The sequence below is a fragment of the Cryobacterium sp. TMT1-19 genome (genome assembly GCF_004403055.1).
GTDB lineage: Bacteria > Actinomycetota > Actinomycetes > Actinomycetales > Microbacteriaceae > Cryobacterium > Cryobacterium sandaracinum.
Map to the genome: position 1 here is coordinate 129,731 of NZ_SOHB01000010.1, position 16,621 is coordinate 146,351.

General features: G+C 66.0%; 11 protein-coding genes and 1 tRNA gene. 10 read left to right on the forward strand and 2 right to left on the reverse strand.

The window, feature by feature from the left end; all coding sequences use genetic code 11:
* Nucleotides 1-121: 121 nt before the first annotated feature.
* Nucleotides 122-1,042, forward strand: a complete 921-nt coding sequence (locus E3T40_RS02920) for a DUF6545 domain-containing protein (RefSeq protein ID WP_134542616.1) — start codon at nucleotides 122-124, stop codon at nucleotides 1,040-1,042.
* A complete protein-coding gene (locus tag E3T40_RS02925) occupies nucleotides 1,039-1,518 on the forward strand; it encodes a hypothetical protein (RefSeq protein ID WP_233194136.1) in 480 nt (159 codons plus the stop codon). Before E3T40_RS02920 ends, E3T40_RS02925 begins: the two co-directional genes overlap by 4 nt.
* Nucleotides 1,519-1,611: 93 nt before the next feature.
* Here the strand turns inward: E3T40_RS02925 and E3T40_RS02930 are convergent.
* Nucleotides 1,612-1,697 (reverse strand) — tRNA-Leu (locus E3T40_RS02930).
* A 38-nt stretch (nucleotides 1,698-1,735) separates the two neighbouring features.
* On the opposite strand from E3T40_RS02930, the gene E3T40_RS02935 reads away from it, so the two are divergent.
* Complete coding sequence (locus E3T40_RS02935; RefSeq protein ID WP_104100541.1) at nucleotides 1,736-2,341, forward strand: ANTAR domain-containing response regulator; 606 nt, start codon at nucleotides 1,736-1,738, stop codon at nucleotides 2,339-2,341.
* A gap of 19 nt (nucleotides 2,342-2,360) precedes the next feature.
* Here the strand turns inward: E3T40_RS02935 and E3T40_RS02940 are convergent, their stop codons facing one another.
* Complete coding sequence (locus E3T40_RS02940; protein WP_134542617.1) at nucleotides 2,361-2,837, reverse strand: hotdog fold thioesterase; 477 nt, start codon at nucleotides 2,835-2,837, stop codon at nucleotides 2,361-2,363.
* A 56-nt stretch (nucleotides 2,838-2,893) separates the two neighbouring features.
* Here E3T40_RS02940 and polA point away from each other — a divergent pair, with 56 nt between their 5' ends.
* The 7 genes from polA to uvrC all read left to right on the forward strand — a co-directional run bounded on the left by polA (nucleotide 2,894) and on the right by uvrC (nucleotide 16,616).
* Complete coding sequence (gene polA, locus E3T40_RS02945; RefSeq protein ID WP_134542618.1) at nucleotides 2,894-5,572, forward strand: DNA polymerase I; 2,679 nt, start codon at nucleotides 2,894-2,896, stop codon at nucleotides 5,570-5,572.
* Between the two features lie 75 nt (nucleotides 5,573-5,647).
* Nucleotides 5,648-7,324 (forward strand): DUF885 domain-containing protein, encoded by a 1,677-nt coding sequence (locus E3T40_RS02950; protein WP_134542619.1) that lies wholly within the window; start codon nucleotides 5,648-5,650, stop codon nucleotides 7,322-7,324.
* 177 nt (nucleotides 7,325-7,501) lie between these two features.
* Nucleotides 7,502-8,959, forward strand: coding sequence for a 30S ribosomal protein S1 (gene rpsA, locus E3T40_RS02955; RefSeq protein ID WP_104170986.1), 1,458 nt, complete (start codon nucleotides 7,502-7,504; stop codon nucleotides 8,957-8,959).
* Nucleotides 8,960-9,059: 100 nt separating this feature from the next.
* Entirely contained in the window at nucleotides 9,060-9,689 is a 630-nt protein-coding gene (gene coaE / locus E3T40_RS02960) for a dephospho-CoA kinase (RefSeq protein WP_104100572.1), read from the forward strand.
* 10 nt (nucleotides 9,690-9,699) lie between these two features.
* Nucleotides 9,700-11,763, forward strand: a complete 2,064-nt coding sequence (gene uvrB, locus E3T40_RS02965) for an excinuclease ABC subunit UvrB (RefSeq protein WP_104170985.1) — start codon at nucleotides 9,700-9,702, stop codon at nucleotides 11,761-11,763.
* A 99-nt stretch (nucleotides 11,764-11,862) separates the two neighbouring features.
* Nucleotides 11,863-14,730 (forward strand): excinuclease ABC subunit UvrA, encoded by a 2,868-nt coding sequence (gene uvrA, locus E3T40_RS02970; protein WP_241981650.1) that lies wholly within the window; start codon nucleotides 11,863-11,865, stop codon nucleotides 14,728-14,730.
* Between the two features lie 17 nt (nucleotides 14,731-14,747).
* Nucleotides 14,748-16,616 (forward strand): excinuclease ABC subunit UvrC, encoded by a 1,869-nt coding sequence (uvrC, locus tag E3T40_RS02975; RefSeq protein WP_134542621.1) that lies wholly within the window; start codon nucleotides 14,748-14,750, stop codon nucleotides 16,614-16,616.
* Nucleotides 16,617-16,621: the final 5 nt, after the last annotated feature.

The following is a 16,621-nucleotide window of genomic DNA, read 5'->3' on the forward strand; positions in this document are numbered from 1 at the left end:
GCAGATCATCCTGCTGTCGGTGTCGGCGTTGATCTGGATCGCCACAATATTGTGCGTGCCGTCAGTCCTTCGCGGTCGTCGTCGCCGTCTCTTTTGGGTCCTCGTTGCTTTCGGGACGACAATGACCCTGCAGCCTTACGTCGTGTACAACGCCGTCGACGGACTGCTGGGTGGGGACAACGTCGCCTACTTCAGCTTTCATGCAACGGCGATCGTTACCATTGGCCTCCTGGACGGCATCGTGCAGGAGGCCGTGTCCGTGGGCGGTCTCACTCGGCGTAGGAATCAGGTGACCGCACTCGTCACCGGCGCAATTGTCACCGCCCAAGCTGTCCTATTCTTCGGCGGAGACTGGCGTTTTCGAGACCAGATCCACGAGGCGTTTCCGAATCGTTGGGATTTCGCCGCCTACTCGTCCACCACGTGGATTGCGATGGCCCTCTTCTCCGTGTCGGTAGGTGCGGCATGCGTGTCCGATCTGCGCCTTCAGCATCGGTTGATCACTCGGGCGTCTCTCGCTCTCGTTGTGCTCGGTTGCCTCGGGGCTCTGGTCTACACGATCGTCAGCTTCGCGAGCGTGACCGCAGCCCTTCTCAGTCCGGACTTCTCCTTTGACGGGTGGCCCTACACCGCGTACCACATCGCCCTCGCCACCGCTCCCGTCTGCCTCGGCCTGGGTCTAGGTCTGACTGCCATGGAAGTGGGTATCCAGGCCCTGTTGAAGACCAGCCGCGACCGGGTGCTGCTGTGGCGGATCACTCCGTTGTGGGAGCGCCTGCTGGCCGGATCTCCGGAGCTCAGCATCGAGCGCGACCTCTCGCACGTCGGGCTGCTCCTCGTGCGGGCTCCCGGCGCTCACCTGTACCGGCGTTATGTCGAGGTGTGGGATAGCCTGCTCCTCAACCCAGACCAGAGCCTGACGGTGTCCGAACGGACACTGATCAACGCCGCCGAGAACCACGTGCGGGCCATCCCCGCCGCGGCTTCGATCGTCACCACCCTTGCCCGCCCCGTGACACCCCGACAGGACCACACATCGTGATTGACCCGCGAGCAGCCGACGACAGGCCCAGCATCCCCGGCGAACCGATCAGTCCGCAGCGGGAACTGGCACGCAAGCTCAACCTCCTGCTTGACGTGGTCGTCGCCGAGGGCAACACGCCGCACACCTACAAGCAGATCGCCGCGGGACTGCAGGCGCGGGGCCTGTCGCTCTCCCGAGCCCGGTGGGCCTACATGATCACCGGGGACGGGCCTCTCGTGACAGACGTCGACCTGCTCACGGGCATCGGCGAGTTCTTCCGTATCCCGCCGGAGTACCTGCTGGGCTCTGACTGCGACCTCCCCGACCGCGTCGACTCCCAGCTCGCGTTCGTGAAAAGCCTGCGTGCCCAGCGCGTGGTCAACTTCGCGGCACGCACGCTCGGGGATGTGTCCCCGGAGACGCTGCGGTCGATCACCGCGCTCCTGGAAGAGGACATGCAGCGCGGCGATGCCGCGCGACCCGCTGAGGGCTGACGGGCTGACAGGCCGGCCGACGCGCCGACTGGCGCTGACGCCCCGGCAGAGCCGAAACGGCCCGTCTCGGCGGGAATTTCTGCCTGGGGGTGCTGGTACCGGTGGTGGGACTCGAACCCACACGTCCTTGCGAACAAAGCATTTTGAGTGCTCCGCGTCTGCCATTCCGCCACACCGGCTCACAACACCTGCTCCAGAATACCGTAGGCTTTCCCCCGTGACCGACCAAGACTCCACCCCAGTACCTCCTCGCCGCGTTGTCGTTGCCGAGGATGAGTCCCTCATCCGCCTCGACATCGTCGAAATCCTCCGTGACGCCGGATTCGAGGTGGTCGGTGAAGCCGGCGACGGAGAAACCGCTGTCGCCCTGGCCACCGAGCTGCGGCCCGACCTGGTCATCATGGACGTGAAGATGCCGCACCTCGACGGAATTTCCGCGGCCGAGCGCATCACCAAGGCGCACATCGCCCCCGTCGTGCTGCTGACCGCGTTCAGCCAGAAAGAACTCGTCGAGCGCGCCACGGAAGCTGGCGCGCTGGCCTACGTGGTCAAGCCGTTCACCCCGAACGACCTGCTGCCCGCCATCGAGATCGCGCTGTCGCGCTACAGCCAGATCATCACCCTCGAGGCCGAGGTGGCCGACCTCGTCGAGCGCTTCGAGACCCGCAAGCTCGTCGACCGGGCCAAGGGCCTGCTGAACGAGAAGATGGGGCTCACCGAGCCCGAAGCCTTTCGGTGGATCCAGAAGGCGTCCATGGACCGCCGGCTCACCATGCACGACGTCGCCCAGGCGATTATCGAGCAACTCAGCGCCAAGAAGTAACCTTCGGCGGCCGGGCAGATCACCCTTCGGGGTTGATGCCTGGCCGTTTTTCGCGCCTCGGGCCTTGCGCCTCGGGCCGGTTCGTCAGTTCCTTGATCAGATTGGTGATCCGGATCGTCGAGCAGCGCCGGCCCTGATCATCCGTGACCGCGATCTCGTGCGTCGTGAGCGTACGGCCCAGGTGCACCGGCGTGCAGACACCCGTGACGAAGCCCGACGTCGCCGACCGGGTATGCGTGGCATTGATCTCGATCCCCACCGCCAGGCGGCCGGGACCGGCGTGCAGATTGGCGGCCATCGAGCCCAGCGACTCGCCCAGCACGACATAGGCGCCACCGTGCAGGAGCATCGCGGGCTGCGTGTTGCCCTCGACGGGCATCCGTGCGACGGCCCGCTCGATCGTGAACTCGACGAACTCGATGCCCATCTTTTCGGCCAGGGAGCCGGCTCCCCGCTGCTGGACCCACTCGAGGGCGTCCGTGGTCTGGTGGATCATAGTCACCTTCGGTCGCTGCACCTGCCCGCGCCGGATGACGCTTGTAGGCTGTCTCTGTGTCAGATTCCGAAAAGCCTACCCTGATGATCATCGACGGCCATTCCCTGGCCTACCGGGCGTTCCACGCCCTCCCCGTGGACAGTTTCCAGAACCACGATGGGCAGCACACCAACGCCATCCACGGGTTCCTGTCCATGCTGCTCAGTCTGCTACGCAACGAGAAGCCCACGCACATCGCCGTGGCGTTCGACATCTCGCGGTTCTCCTTTCGCACGCGCGAATACGCCGACTACAAGGGCACGCGGGCCAGCACGCCAAGCGAGTTCATCGGGCAGGTGCCGCTGCTGCAGGAGGCCCTGGCTGCGATGAACATCACGACGCTGACCAAGGAAGACTTCGAGGCCGACGACATCCTCGCAACACTGTCCGTGCGCGGCAACCAGGAAGGCTTCCATGTCCTGGTGGTCTCGGGGGACCGGGATACGATCCAACTCGTCAACGAAAACGTCACCCTGCTCTACCCGGCCAGCCAGGGCGTCTCGGCGCTCACCCGCTACGACCCGGCCCGGGTGCGCGAGAAGTACGGCATCGAGCCGGCACAATACCCGGATGTCGCGGCCCTGGTCGGCGAGACCAGCGACAACCTGATCGGGATCTCCAAGGTGGGGGAGAAGACCGCCGTGAAGTGGCTCGGCCTCTACGGCAGCCTCGACGGCATCCTGGAACACGCCGAGGAGATCAAGGGCGTCGTCGGCAACAACCTGCGCGAGCAGAAAGAGAACGCGATCCGCAACCGGCGGCTCAACCACCTCGTCACCGACCTCGACCTCCCGGTGGAACTCTCCGACCTCGTGCGGTGCCCCATCGACGAACCGGCCGTGCGCGCTGTGTTCGGTCGGCTCGAGTTTCGCACCCTGCTTGACCGCGTGATCAAGCTTGAGGGCACCGGCGCGACCGAAGGCGTCGCCGTGGTCGTGCCGGAGGAAGTGCTGGTCGCCGCGCCTCAGGCCCCCGCCGCCCAGGACCTGCTCGACGAGGAGCTGGCCGCGTGGATCGCCCGGGCCGCGGTCGCCTCCCCGCAGGGCCTCGCTCTCTCCGTCGAGGTACACGAGGGCAAGGCCATTGGCTTCGGAGTGTCCGGACCGACCGAGTCGGTAAACCTGCCCTGGCAGCCCGGACGCACGGACTACCTCGCATTCGAGGCCTGGCTGGCCAGCGACTCGCCCAAGATCATGCACGACGCCAAGAGCCAGATCAAGGCGCTCCGCCGCAGCAACCTGGACTTTTCGGGGCTGGTGTTCGACAGCCTGATCGCGGGCTGGCTACTGCGCCCCGGGGTGCCGGACAAAACCCTCGCCACCCTTGTCTTGCGATACCTGGGCGAAACCCTGCCGGTGACCGACCCCAACCAGCTGATCCCGGCCGAGAACGAGGCCGGGGGCGTGCCGGTGGAGTCCTGGTACACGTTCCGGGTGGCCGCGGCCATCGACGCGCTGCTCGACGACGGGTCCCGCGAGGTGCTCACCACCATCGAGATGCCCACCCTGCTGGCACTCTCCGACATGGAACTGGCCGGCGTCGCCGTCTCCCATGACCAGTTGTCGGCACTGTCCGGCCAGCTGGGCGAGCGCGCCGCCGGGTTGGCCGCCGGCGCCTACGCCGAGATCGGCCGCGAGGTGAACCTCGGTTCACCCAAGCAGTTGCAGGAGGTGCTGTTCGACCAGCTCGGCATGCCCAAGACCCGGGCGAACAAGACCGGGTTCTCCACGGATGCCGGGGCTCTGGCCGACCTGCAGGCCAGCAACCCGCATCCGTTCCTTGACATGCTGTTGCAGCACCGCGACGCCACCAAGCTGCGCCAGATCGTGGAGACCCTGGACAAGGCCATCGACGAGACGGGCCGTATCCACACCACGTACGTGCAGATCGGCACGGCCACCGGTCGGATCTCCTCCACCGACCCCAACCTGCAGAACATCCCGGTGCGCACCGAGGAGGGCCGCCGCATCCGGGCCGCATTCCACGCGGCCAACGGGGCCGAATGCCTGCTCACCGCCGACTACTCGCAGATCGAGATGCGCATCATGGCGCACCTTTCCGGCGACGCGGGACTGATCGAGGCCTTCAACGCCGGCGAAGACCTGCACCGGTTCGTCGGCGCCAGCGTGTTCGGCGTGGCGCCGGAAGACGTCACGAACGAGATGCGCTCTAAGGTCAAGGCCATGTCCTACGGCCTGGCCTACGGACTGAGCGCCTTCGGGCTGTCCCGGCAGCTGCGCATCGAGACGAAGGAGGCCAAGCAGCTCATCACAGACTACTTCGCCCGGTTCGGCGCGGTGCGCGACTACCTGCGCAATGTCGTCGAGCAGGCCAAAATAGATGGTTACACGGCCACCATATTCGGCCGCCGCCGCCCGTTCCCCGAGCTGCACAGCGCCAACCGGGTCGTACGCGAGAACGCGGAGCGCGCGGCCCTCAACGCGCCGATCCAGGGGTCGGCCGCCGACATCATGAAGATCGCGATGAACGGGATCGCCGTGGACCTGGTCGACGGCAATTTGGAGTCGCGCATGCTGCTTCAGGTACACGACGAACTGATCTTTGAGGTTGCCCCGGGGGAGTGGGATGCGCTCCGCCAGGTCGTGACGCACCGGATGGAGACCGCAGCGGACCTGTTGGTGCCGCTCGACGTGCAGGTCGGCCGCGGCGACAACTGGGATGCCGCCGCCCACTAGGCAGCGACTACCAGCCGCCCGAATGCGAGGTCCGGCGCTCCGCCCGCGGTCGAGCGCGTGTTCTAGGCTCGGGTCATGACAACCGACAAGCAGCGCACCCCCACGGCGATCGACCGGATCGCCGAGGACTGGGTGGACACCCTCGTCGACATCGACCCGACCGTGGGCACGTACATCGGCCGCACCGAGGTTGACGGCCGCTTCGGCGACTACTCCCCGGACGGCCTGGACCGCAGGGTCGACGCGGCCCGATCCCTCATCATCCGCCTCGACGCGGCCACGGCCGTCGACGACGTCGACGTCGTCACCCGCACCGACCTGCGCAGCTCGCTCGCCCTCGACGTCGAGAGCGCCGAAGCCGGATTGCCGCTGCGCGACCTGAACGTGATCGCGTCGCCGGTCCAGGGCATCCGGGAGGTCTTCGACCTGATGCCCACCGCCACCGTCGCCGACTGGGACACCGTTTCCGCCCGTCTGCGCGCCCTGCCCGGGGCCATCGACGGCTACATCCAGACCCTGCGTCTCGGCATCGAGCGCGGCAGTATGCCTGCCCGGCGTCAGGTGCAGGAAGTCATCCTGCAGGCCCGGCGCCACGCGGCGAACGACGGCTTCTTCGCCGAGTTCGCCGCCAACGCCGGCCACGACACGGGAGCGCTCCCGGCCTCGCTGGCCAAGGATCTCGACACCCGGGCGCGTGCCGCGGCCGCGGCCTATGGAACGCTGGCGGACTTCCTCGGCACCGAGCTCGAGGGTAGGGCCCCCACCCGCGACGCCATCGGTCGCGACCTCTACCTGCTGCAGTCCCGCCGTTTCCTCGGCGCGACCATCGACCTCGACGAAACCTATGAGTGGGGCGTGGAGGAGCTGGCGCGGATGGTCGCCGAGCAGGAGAGCATCGCCGACCTGATCAAGCCGGGCGCGAGCGTGCCCGAGGCCATTGCGTTCCTCGACACCGAACCCAGCCGCAAGCTGCACGGCACCGACGCCCTGCAGAAATGGATGCAGGAGACCAGCGACCGAGCCGTCGCCGAGCTCTCCGAGACCCAGTTCGACATCCCCGACGAGATCAAACGCCTCGAGTGCCTGATCGCCCCCACCCAGGAAGGCGGCATCTACTACACCGGGCCTACGGACGACTTCTCCCGCCCGGGCCGGATGTGGTGGTCGGTGCCGATCGGGATCACCGAATTCGACACCTGGCGCGAATTGACCACCGTCTACCACGAGGGCGTGCCCGGCCACCATCTGCAGATCGGCCAGGCCGTCTACAACCGGGCCAAGCTGAACACCTGGCGCCGCCAGCTGGCCGGCACCTCGGGTCACGCCGAGGGCTGGGCGCTCTACGCGGAACGTCTGATGGAGCAGCTGGGCTATCTCGACGACCCGGCCGACCGTCTCGGCATGCTGGACGGGCAGCGGATGCGCGCCGCCCGCGTCGTCCTCGACATCGGCGTGCACCTCGAGAAGCAGCTGCCCGACGGTTCGGGCCCCTGGACCGCCGACTACGCCTTGGAGTTCCTGGGCCGGAACGTGAACATGAACGCGAGCTTTGTCAAGTTCGAGGTGAACCGGTACCTCGGCTGGCCGGGGCAGGCCCCGTCCTACAAGGTCGGCCAGCGCATCTGGGAGCAGCTGCGGGACAGGTACAGGGAGCGCGAGGGCGACGCCTTCTCGATCAAGGAGTTCCACCGCAAGGCCCTCGATCTCGGCGGGGTCGGCCTGGACACCCTCCAGGCGGCGATGCTCGGCTAACGTTCGGGGTCGATCGGCGTAGTTTCGGTGGGGACGGGCAAGTTGCCGGCCTCTCCCGCAAACAGCTAAGCTCGACTGTCACGTTTGTGACGAACTGTCCACCGCCATGCATGGTGCACGAGCACGAGTTTTTCCCGTGTGTGGCCCGAACTATGTCCATCCTGGAGCAACTACTACATGACAAACGCAACGACCGAACGGGCACCCAAGCAGGTCGCCATCAACGACATTGGATCTGCTGAAGACTTTCTTGCCGCGGTCGAAAAGACTCTGAAATTCTTCAACGACGGAGACCTCATCGAGGGCACCGTGGTGAAGATCGACCGCGACGAGGTTCTCCTCGACGTGGGCTACAAGACCGAGGGTGTCATTCCCTCCCGCGAACTTTCCATCAAGCACGACGTCGACCCCTCTGAGGTCGTCAAGGTCGGCGACCTGGTTGAGGCCCTCGTTCTTCAGAAGGAAGACAAAGAAGGCCGTCTCATCCTGTCCAAGAAGCGCGCTCAGTACGAGCGTGCATGGGGCGACGTTGAGAAGATCAAGGAGTCGGATGGCGTTGTCACCGGTTCGGTCATCGAGGTTGTCAAGGGTGGCCTCATCGTGGACATCGGACTCCGCGGGTTCCTCCCGGCCTCGCTCATCGAGTTGCGCCGTGTTCGCGACCTGACCCCGTACCTGGGCCAGGAGATCGAGGCCAAGATCCTCGAACTCGACAAGAACCGCAACAACGTCGTGCTGTCCCGTCGTGCGCTGCTCGAGCAGACTCAGTCCGAGAGCCGCACCACGTTCCTCAACAACCTTCAGAAGGGACAGGTCCGCAAGGGCGTTGTCTCGTCGATCGTCAACTTCGGTGCGTTCGTCGACCTGGGTGGCGTTGACGGTCTGGTTCACGTCTCCGAGCTCAGCTGGAAGCACATCGAGCACGCCAGCGAAGTCGTCGAGGTTGGCCAGGAAGTCACCGTCGAGATCCTTGAGGTCGACCTCGAGCGCGAGCGCGTGTCGCTCTCCCTCAAGGCCACGCAGGAAGACCCGTGGCAGGTCTTTGCTCGCACCCACGCCATCGGCCAGGTTGCACCGGGTAAGGTCACCAAGCTCGTTCCGTTCGGCGCGTTCGTTCGCGTTGCCGAGGGCATCGAGGGACTCGTTCACATCTCCGAGCTCTCCGGCAAGCACGTCGAGCTCGCCGAGCAGGTCGTGTCGGTCGGCGACGAGGTCTTCGTCAAGGTCATCGACATCGACCTCGAGCGTCGCCGCATCTCGCTGAGCCTCAAGCAGGCCAACGACGGTGTCGACCCCGAGGGCACCGAGTTCGACCCGGCGCTTTACGGAATGCTCACCGAGTACGACGACCAGGGCAACTACAAGTACCCCGAGGGCTTCGACCCGGAGACCAACGAGTGGCGCGAAGGCTTCGAGACCCAGCGTGAGAAGTGGGAGCAGGACTACGCTGCAGCCCAGGCTCGCTGGGAAGCCCACAAGAAGCAGGTTGCCTCCGCGAACGACGAGATCACCGCCGTCGGCGATGTCCCGTCCGCCGCAGGCAACACCTTCTCGAACGAGACGGCCGGCGCCGGCACGCTCGCGGACGACGAGGCCCTCGCAGCACTGCGCGAGAAGCTCTCCAGCTCCAACTAGCAACGAGCTGACCGAAGGCCGCACCCTCCGGGGTGCGGCCTTTTTTTCGCTTCGCCGGCGGATGCCGGTTCGTCCATCGAGGGCCGTTAGCATGGCAAGTGTGTACTTGATTGGACTGACCGGCGGGATCGCATCCGGAAAAAGCACCGTCGCGCGGCGGCTAGTTCAGCACGGGGCCGTGCACATCGACGCCGACCAACTCGCGCGGGTCGTGGTCGGGCCCGCCACCCCGGGGCTTGTCAAGATCGCGGATGCTTTCGGTGACGCGGTGCTGCTGCCCGACGGCAGCCTGAACCGGGTGGCGCTCGGCGCGGTCGTGTTCCGCGACCCGGAGGCGTTGGACCGCCTCAACGCGATCGTGCACCCCGAGGTGCGTGCGCGCTCGAACGCACTGATCCGCGAGGCGGAAGATGCCGACCGCAACGCGATCGTCGTGTACGACGTGCCCCTGCTGGTGGAGGCAGGCGTCGACCACCCTTTCGACCTCGTCGTCGTCACCCAGGCCGACGAGCCGACCCGGGTGCGCCGCATGGTGGAGCTGCGGGCGATGGATGTCGGCGAAGCGGAGCGCCGGATCCGCGCCCAGGCCAGTGACGCCGACCGTCACAGGATCGCCGACGTCGTCATCGACACGGGCGGCACTCTTGAGCAGACCCTGGAGCAGGTCGACGTGCTGTGGGACCAGGTGCGGGGTCAGGGTCAGCAGCGCATTGTCAGAGGCGCTCCGTAGACTGACGAGCATGGAACCCACGCGCTCTGTTAATCCGTTCGAGGTGGTGAGCGAGTACACGCCGAGCGGCGACCAGCCCACAGCGATCGCCGAGCTGGCCGGCCGCATCAACGCCGGAGAGACCGACATCGTGCTGCTCGGCGCCACCGGAACGGGCAAATCGGCGACCACGGCCTGGCTGATCGAACAGGTGCAGCGGCCGACCCTGGTGCTCGCCCATAACAAGACCCTCGCCGCGCAGCTCGTGAACGAATTCCGTGAGCTGATGCCCAACAATGCCGTCGAGTACTTCGTGTCGTATTACGACTACTACCAGCCCGAGGCCTATGTGCCCCAGACCGACACCTTTATCGAGAAGGACTCCTCGATCAACGCGGAGGTCGAGCGCCTACGGCACTCCACCACGAACTCCCTGCTCAGCCGGCGCGACGTCATCGTGGTCTCCACGGTCTCCTGCATTTACGGCCTCGGCACGCCCGAAGGCTACCTCGAGGCCATGGTCGCTCTACAGGTCGGTCAACAGGTCAACCGGGACTGGCTGATCCGCAAGTTCGTTGCCATGCAGTACCAGCGCAACGACATCGACTTCTCCCGCGGCCACTTTCGGGTGCGCGGCGACACCATCGAGATCATCCCGATGTACGAAGAACTCGCCATCCGGATCGAGATGTTCGGCGACGAGATCGAGGCGCTCTACAGCCTGCATCCGCTCACCGGCGACATCGTGAGGAAGCTCGACTCCGTTGCCGTCTTCCCCGGCTCGCACTACGTGGCCAGCACGGACGTGATGGAGCGCGCCATCGGCACCATTCAGGAGGAGCTCGCCGAACGGCTTGAGCAGCTGGAGCGCGAGGGCAAACTGCTCGAGGCCCAGCGCCTGCGCATGCGCACGCAGTTTGACCTGGAGATGATGGAGCAGATCGGTTTCTGCTCCGGCATCGAGAACTATTCCCGGCACATCGACCAGCGGCAACCGGGGGAGGCGCCGCATTGCCTGCTCGACTATTTTCCTGACGACTTCCTGATGGTCATCGACGAGTCCCACGTCACGGTGCCGCAGATCGGCGCCATGTACGAGGGCGACTCCTCGCGCAAGCGCACACTCGTCGATCACGGGTTCCGGCTCCCGAGCGCCCTCGACAACCGACCGCTCAAATTCGGGGAGTTCAAGGGGCGCGTCGGCCAGACCGTCTACCTCTCCGCCACCCCCGGCAAGTACGAGTTGGGCATCGCCGACGGCATCGTTGAACAGATCATCCGTCCCACCGGGCTGATCGACCCGCAGATCATCGTCAAGCCCAGTAAGGGCCAGATCGACGACCTTCTCGAGGAGATCCACAAGCGCGTCGACCGCAACGAACGCGTCCTGGTCACCACGCTCACCAAGAAGATGGCCGAGGAACTCACTGACTTCCTCACCGAGGCCGGCGTGCGGGTGCGGTACCTGCACTCGGATGTCGACACGCTCCGTCGCGTCGAACTCCTCACTGAGTTGCGGGCCGGCGTCTACGACGTCCTCGTGGGCATCAACCTGCTCCGCGAGGGGCTCGACCTGCCCGAGGTTTCGCTTGTCGCCATCCTCGACGCCGACAAGGAGGGCTTCCTCCGTTCGGCGACCTCGCTGATCCAGACCATCGGCCGCGCGGCCCGCAACGTCTCCGGCGAGGTGCATATGTACGCCGACCGGCTCACGGCCTCGATGGAGCGCGCGATCGACGAGACCGACCGCCGCCGCGAAAAGCAGGTGGCCTACAACACCCTTCACGGCATCGATCCCACCCCGCTGCGCAAACGGATCGCTGACATCACCGAGGTTCTCGCTCGGGAAGAGGCGGACACCGCCGAGCTCCTGGCCGGTCGCGACACCCGCCGCAAGGGCGTCGCGGCGACTCCGCGCCGGCAGGGACTGGCCGCGAACGGCGCGAACGACCTTGAGTCGATTATCGCCGACCTGAACGGCCAGATGCTCGAGGCGGCGGGGGAGCTCAAGTTCGAGCTCGCGGCCCGGCTCCGCGACGAGGTGTCCGAGCTGAAGCGCGAGTTGCGCCAGATGGAGAAGGCCGGCCACATCTGATCGGATGTTTGGACGTGGCTGGGTAGACTTCGAACATTTGTTCGCTCAGGGCGTGCTGATTCGCAGGGTTGGACGCGTGACGCTGCATAGAATCAAATGGTGTCAATTTCCAAGGTAGAGACCGGATCAAAACTCAACGTTCGTGGTGCCCGTGTGCACAACCTGCACAACGTGGACCTCGAGATCCCGCGCGATTCGCTCGTCGTCTTCACGGGACTGTCCGGCTCGGGCAAGTCTTCGCTCGCGTTCGACACCATCTTCGCGGAGGGCCAGCGGCGCTACGTCGAATCGCTGTCCGCGTACGCCAGGCAGTTCCTGGGCCAGGTCGACCGACCCGACGTCGACTTCATCGAGGGCCTGAGCCCTGCCGTCTCCATCGACCAGAGGTCGACCAACCGCAACCCTCGGTCGACCGTGGGCACCATCACCGAGGTCTACGACTACATGCGGCTGCTCTGGGCGCGCATCGGTGTGCCGCACTGCGCCGTCTGCGGCGAGGTCATCCAGGCACAGACCGTGCAGCAGATCGCCGACCAGCTGATGGGACTCGATGAGGGCGTCCGTTACCAGGTGCTCAGCCCGGTCGTATCCCAGAAAAAGGGCGAGTTCGTCGACCTGTTCAAGGAACTGGCAGCGGGCGGTTATTCCCGCGCCATCGTCGACGGCACCCCGATCCAGCTCAACGAGCCGCCCGTTCTGAAGAAGCAGCTCAAACACGACATCTTCGTGGTCATCGACCGTCTGGTCGCCGGCTCCGACCTGCTGAGCCGGCTCACAGACTCCCTTGAGACGGCGCTCAAGCTGACCGACGGCATCGTGCAGATCAACTACGTCGACCGGGAGGGCGACGAGGCTTGGCAAAGCTACTCGGAGAAGCTCTCCTGTCCCAACAACCACCCCGTGCAGCTCACCGAGATCGAGCCGCGCACATTCTCCTTCAACGCGCCCTTCGGCTCCTGCCCTGAGTGCTCCGGGCTCGGCACGCGCATGTCGGTCGACGCAGACCTGCTGCTCGGCGACCCCGAGCTCAGCATCGCGGACGGCGTCGTGCTGCCCTGGACCACGCAGGGCAAGGGACTGTTCCAGTACTACGAGAAGCTCCTCGACGGGCTCGCCCGCGACCTGGACTTCTCCCTCGACACCCCGTGGGGCGAACTGCCCGCCGAGGTGCAGGACGCCGTTCTGCGCGGCGACAACTTCGAGGTCAAGGTGAAGTGGAAGAACCGCTACGGCCGGGAGATGAGCTACACCTCCGGCTTCGAGGGCGTCGTGCCCTACATTGAACGTCAGTACCTGCAGGCGGAGTCCGACACCCAGCGCGCCCGCTGGGGAGAATACCTGCGCGAAATCGACTGCCCCGTCTGCTCCGGAACCCGGCTCAAGCCCGAGGTCCTCGCCGTGCTCGTGCACGGGGCCAGCATCGCGGATGTCTGCAACCTCAGTCTCACCGACGCCCGCGATTTCATGAACAAGCTCGAGCTGACCGACCGGGAGGCCGTCATCGCCGCGCAGGTGCTGCGAGAGATCAAGGCGCGCCTGGACTTCCTGATCCGCGTCGGCCTGAACTACCTCAACCTGGCCCGGGCCGCGGCGACCCTGTCCGGCGGCGAGGCGCAGCGCATCCGTCTGGCCACCCAGATCGGGTCCGGCCTGACCGGGGTGCTGTACGTGCTCGACGAACCGAGCATCGGCCTGCACCAGCGCGACAACCGACGGCTGATCGAGACCCTGGTAACCCTGCGCGACCTCGGGAACACCCTGATCGTGGTTGAGCACGACGAAGACACCATCAAGACGGCCGACTGGGTCGTCGACATCGGCCCGGGCGCCGGCGTCAACGGCGGCCATGTCGTGCACTCCGGTTCCTACGCCGACCTGCTCACCAACACGGAGTCGCTGACCGGGGACTACCTTGCCGGCCGCAGGTCCATCCCGACCCCGGCCACCCGGCGCGAGATCGACCCGGGGCGCGAAATCTCGGTTATCGGCGCGGAGGCCAACAATCTCAAGAAGGTGTCGGTCAGCTTCCCGCTCGGCACGTTCACGGCCGTGACCGGCGTCAGCGGATCGGGCAAGTCGTCTCTCGTCAACGACATCCTGTACCGGGTACTGGCCAACCGGCTCAACGGCGCCCGCAAACTCCCCGGCCGGCACACCCGCGTCACCGGGCTCGAGCAGCTCGACAAGGTCATCCACGTCGACCAGGCCCCGATCGGGCGCACGCCGCGCTCCAACCCTGCCACCTACACCGGCGTCTTCGACAAGATCCGCACCCTCTTCTCCGAGACGATCGAGGCTAAGGCGCGCGGCTACCTGCCCGGCCGGTTCAGCTTCAACGTCAAGGGCGGCCGCTGCGAAGCCTGCTCCGGCGACGGCACGATCAAAATCGAGATGAACTTCTTGCCCGACGTCTACGTTGCCTGCGAGGTCTGCGGGGGAGCGCGCTACAACCGCGACACCCTCACCGTGCACTACAAGGGTAAAAGCATCGCCGAGGTGCTGGACATGCCGATCAGCGAGGCCGCCGATTTCTTCGAGGCGATCTCGTCCATCCACCGGTTCCTGAATACCCTCGTCGAGGTCGGCCTCGGCTACGTGCGCCTCGGCCAGAGCGCCACGACGCTGTCCGGCGGCGAGGCCCAGCGCGTCAAGCTGGCCACCGAGCTGCAGCGCCGGTCCAATGGCCGCAGCGTGTACGTGCTCGACGAGCCCACGACCGGCCTGCACTTCGAAGACGTGCGCAAACTGCTGCTTGTGCTGAACAGCCTGGTCGACAAGGGCAACACCGTGATCGTGATCGAGCACAACCTCGACGTGATAAAATCCGCCGACTGGGTGATCGACCTCGGTCCCGAGGGCGGCTCCGGCGGGGGCCGCGTGCTTGCCACCGGAACCCCGGAGCACGTCGCCACCGTGAAGAAGAGCCACACGGGCATGTTCCTGAAGGAGATCCTGGCGGCACACTGACCGCCTCAGGAACCATCATGTCCGATGCGCTGAGCTACCGCCCCAAGACGGGCGAGATCCCCACGAGTCCCGGGGTGTACCGATTTCGTGACGAAACCGGGCGGGTACTCTATGTCGGCAAGGCCAAGAACCTGCGGGCGCGGCTCGCGAACTACTTCGCCCCGCTGAGCAGCCTGCATGAGCGCACCCGGCGCATGGTCACCACGGCCAGCTCGGTTGAGTGGACGGTCGTCGGCACCGAGGTCGAGGCCCTCCAGCTGGAGTGGACCTGGATCAACGAGTTCGACCCGCCCTTCAACGTGCGGTTCAAGGACGACAAGTCCTACCCGTACCTCGCGGTGACCCTCGCCGACGAGGCGCCGCGGGCTCTCGTCACCCGCACCACCGGCATCCGCGGCGCCCGGTATTTCGGACCGTACCCGAAGGTCTGGGCCGTGCACGAGACAATCGAGCTGATTCTCAAAGCCTTCCCCATCCGCACCTGCAACAACGCCAACTACAAACGAGCCATTCAGTCCGGCAAGCCCTGCTTCGGCGGGCAGATCGGGCGGTGCTTCGGCCCCTGTTCCGGCCTGGTCTCCATCGAGGAGCACCGGGTGATCGTAAATGAGTTCGTCAGCTTCATGGGCAGCCAGGATCGCAAGCTGATCAACCAGCTGACCGCGGAGATGAAGGATGCCGCGGTGGGCCAGAACTACGAGGTCGCCGCCAAACGGCGCGACCAGGTGCGGGCGCTGAACGCCGTTCTGGAGAAGAGCGCCGTCGTGCTCCGCGACAGCGTCGATATCGACCTGTTCGCCATCGACCAGGATGAACTCGCCGCGGCGGTGCAGCTATTCATCGTGCGGGGCGGCCGCATCCGCGGTGTGCGCGGCTGGATGGTCGACAAGGAACTGGACCTCACGACGAGCGACCTGATCGACTCGATCATGCTGACGGCCTACGGCTCCGGAGCCGTGCCTCCGCGGGAGATCGTTGTGCCGGAGTTGCCCGACGACGCCGCGGCGCTGGAAACCTGGCTGGCCGGCGTCGGCAAACGCAAGGTCCGGCTTGTCGCTGCCCAGCGGGGCGAGAAGGCCGCCCTGCTCGCCACGGCGACCCAGAACGCCAAGCATGCCTTGATGCTCTACAAGACCCGGCGGAGCTCCGACTTCGTCGCCCGGTCCAAGGCCCTCGAAGACATCCAGGAGGCGTTGGAGATGCCGTCTGCGCCGCTCAGGATGGAATGCTACGACGTCTCGCACCTGAGCGGCACCAACATCGTCGCCTCCATGGTGGTGTTCGAAGACGGGTTGCCGCGAACCGACGAGTACCGCCGGTTCAGCATCCCCGAGTCCACGGATGACACGGACTCCATCTACCGCACGCTTACCCGCCGCCTGGCCTACCTGATCCCCGACGAGGAGGCGGCGCCGGAGAGCGAGGCCGATGCCACGGTGAAGCGCAAGAAGTTCCGGTACCAGCCGAACCTGCTCATCGTCGACGGCGGCCAGCCTCAGGTGGCCGCGGCGGCGCGGGCGCTGCGCGAATCCGGCGTCACCGGTATCCAGCTGTGCGGAATCGCGAAGCGGCTCGAGGAAATCTGGTTGCCGGACTCCGACTACCCGGTGATCCTGCCGCGCAACAGTGACGCCCTGTTCCTGATCCAGCGCATCCGCGACGAGGCGCACCGGTTCGCGATCATGCACCAGCGCTCGAGAAGGAAGCGGGACATCACGTCGGTGCTGGGCGAGGTCCCCGGTCTCGGCCCGGCCAGAGTCAAGGTGCTCCTGCAGCATTTCGGCTCCGTCACCCGGCTCAAGGAGGCGCCGGCGGAGGCGATTGCCGACGTTCGCGGCATCGGTCCGGTGCTGGCCGAGGCGATTCATCGCCACTTGCGCGCCTGAACGGT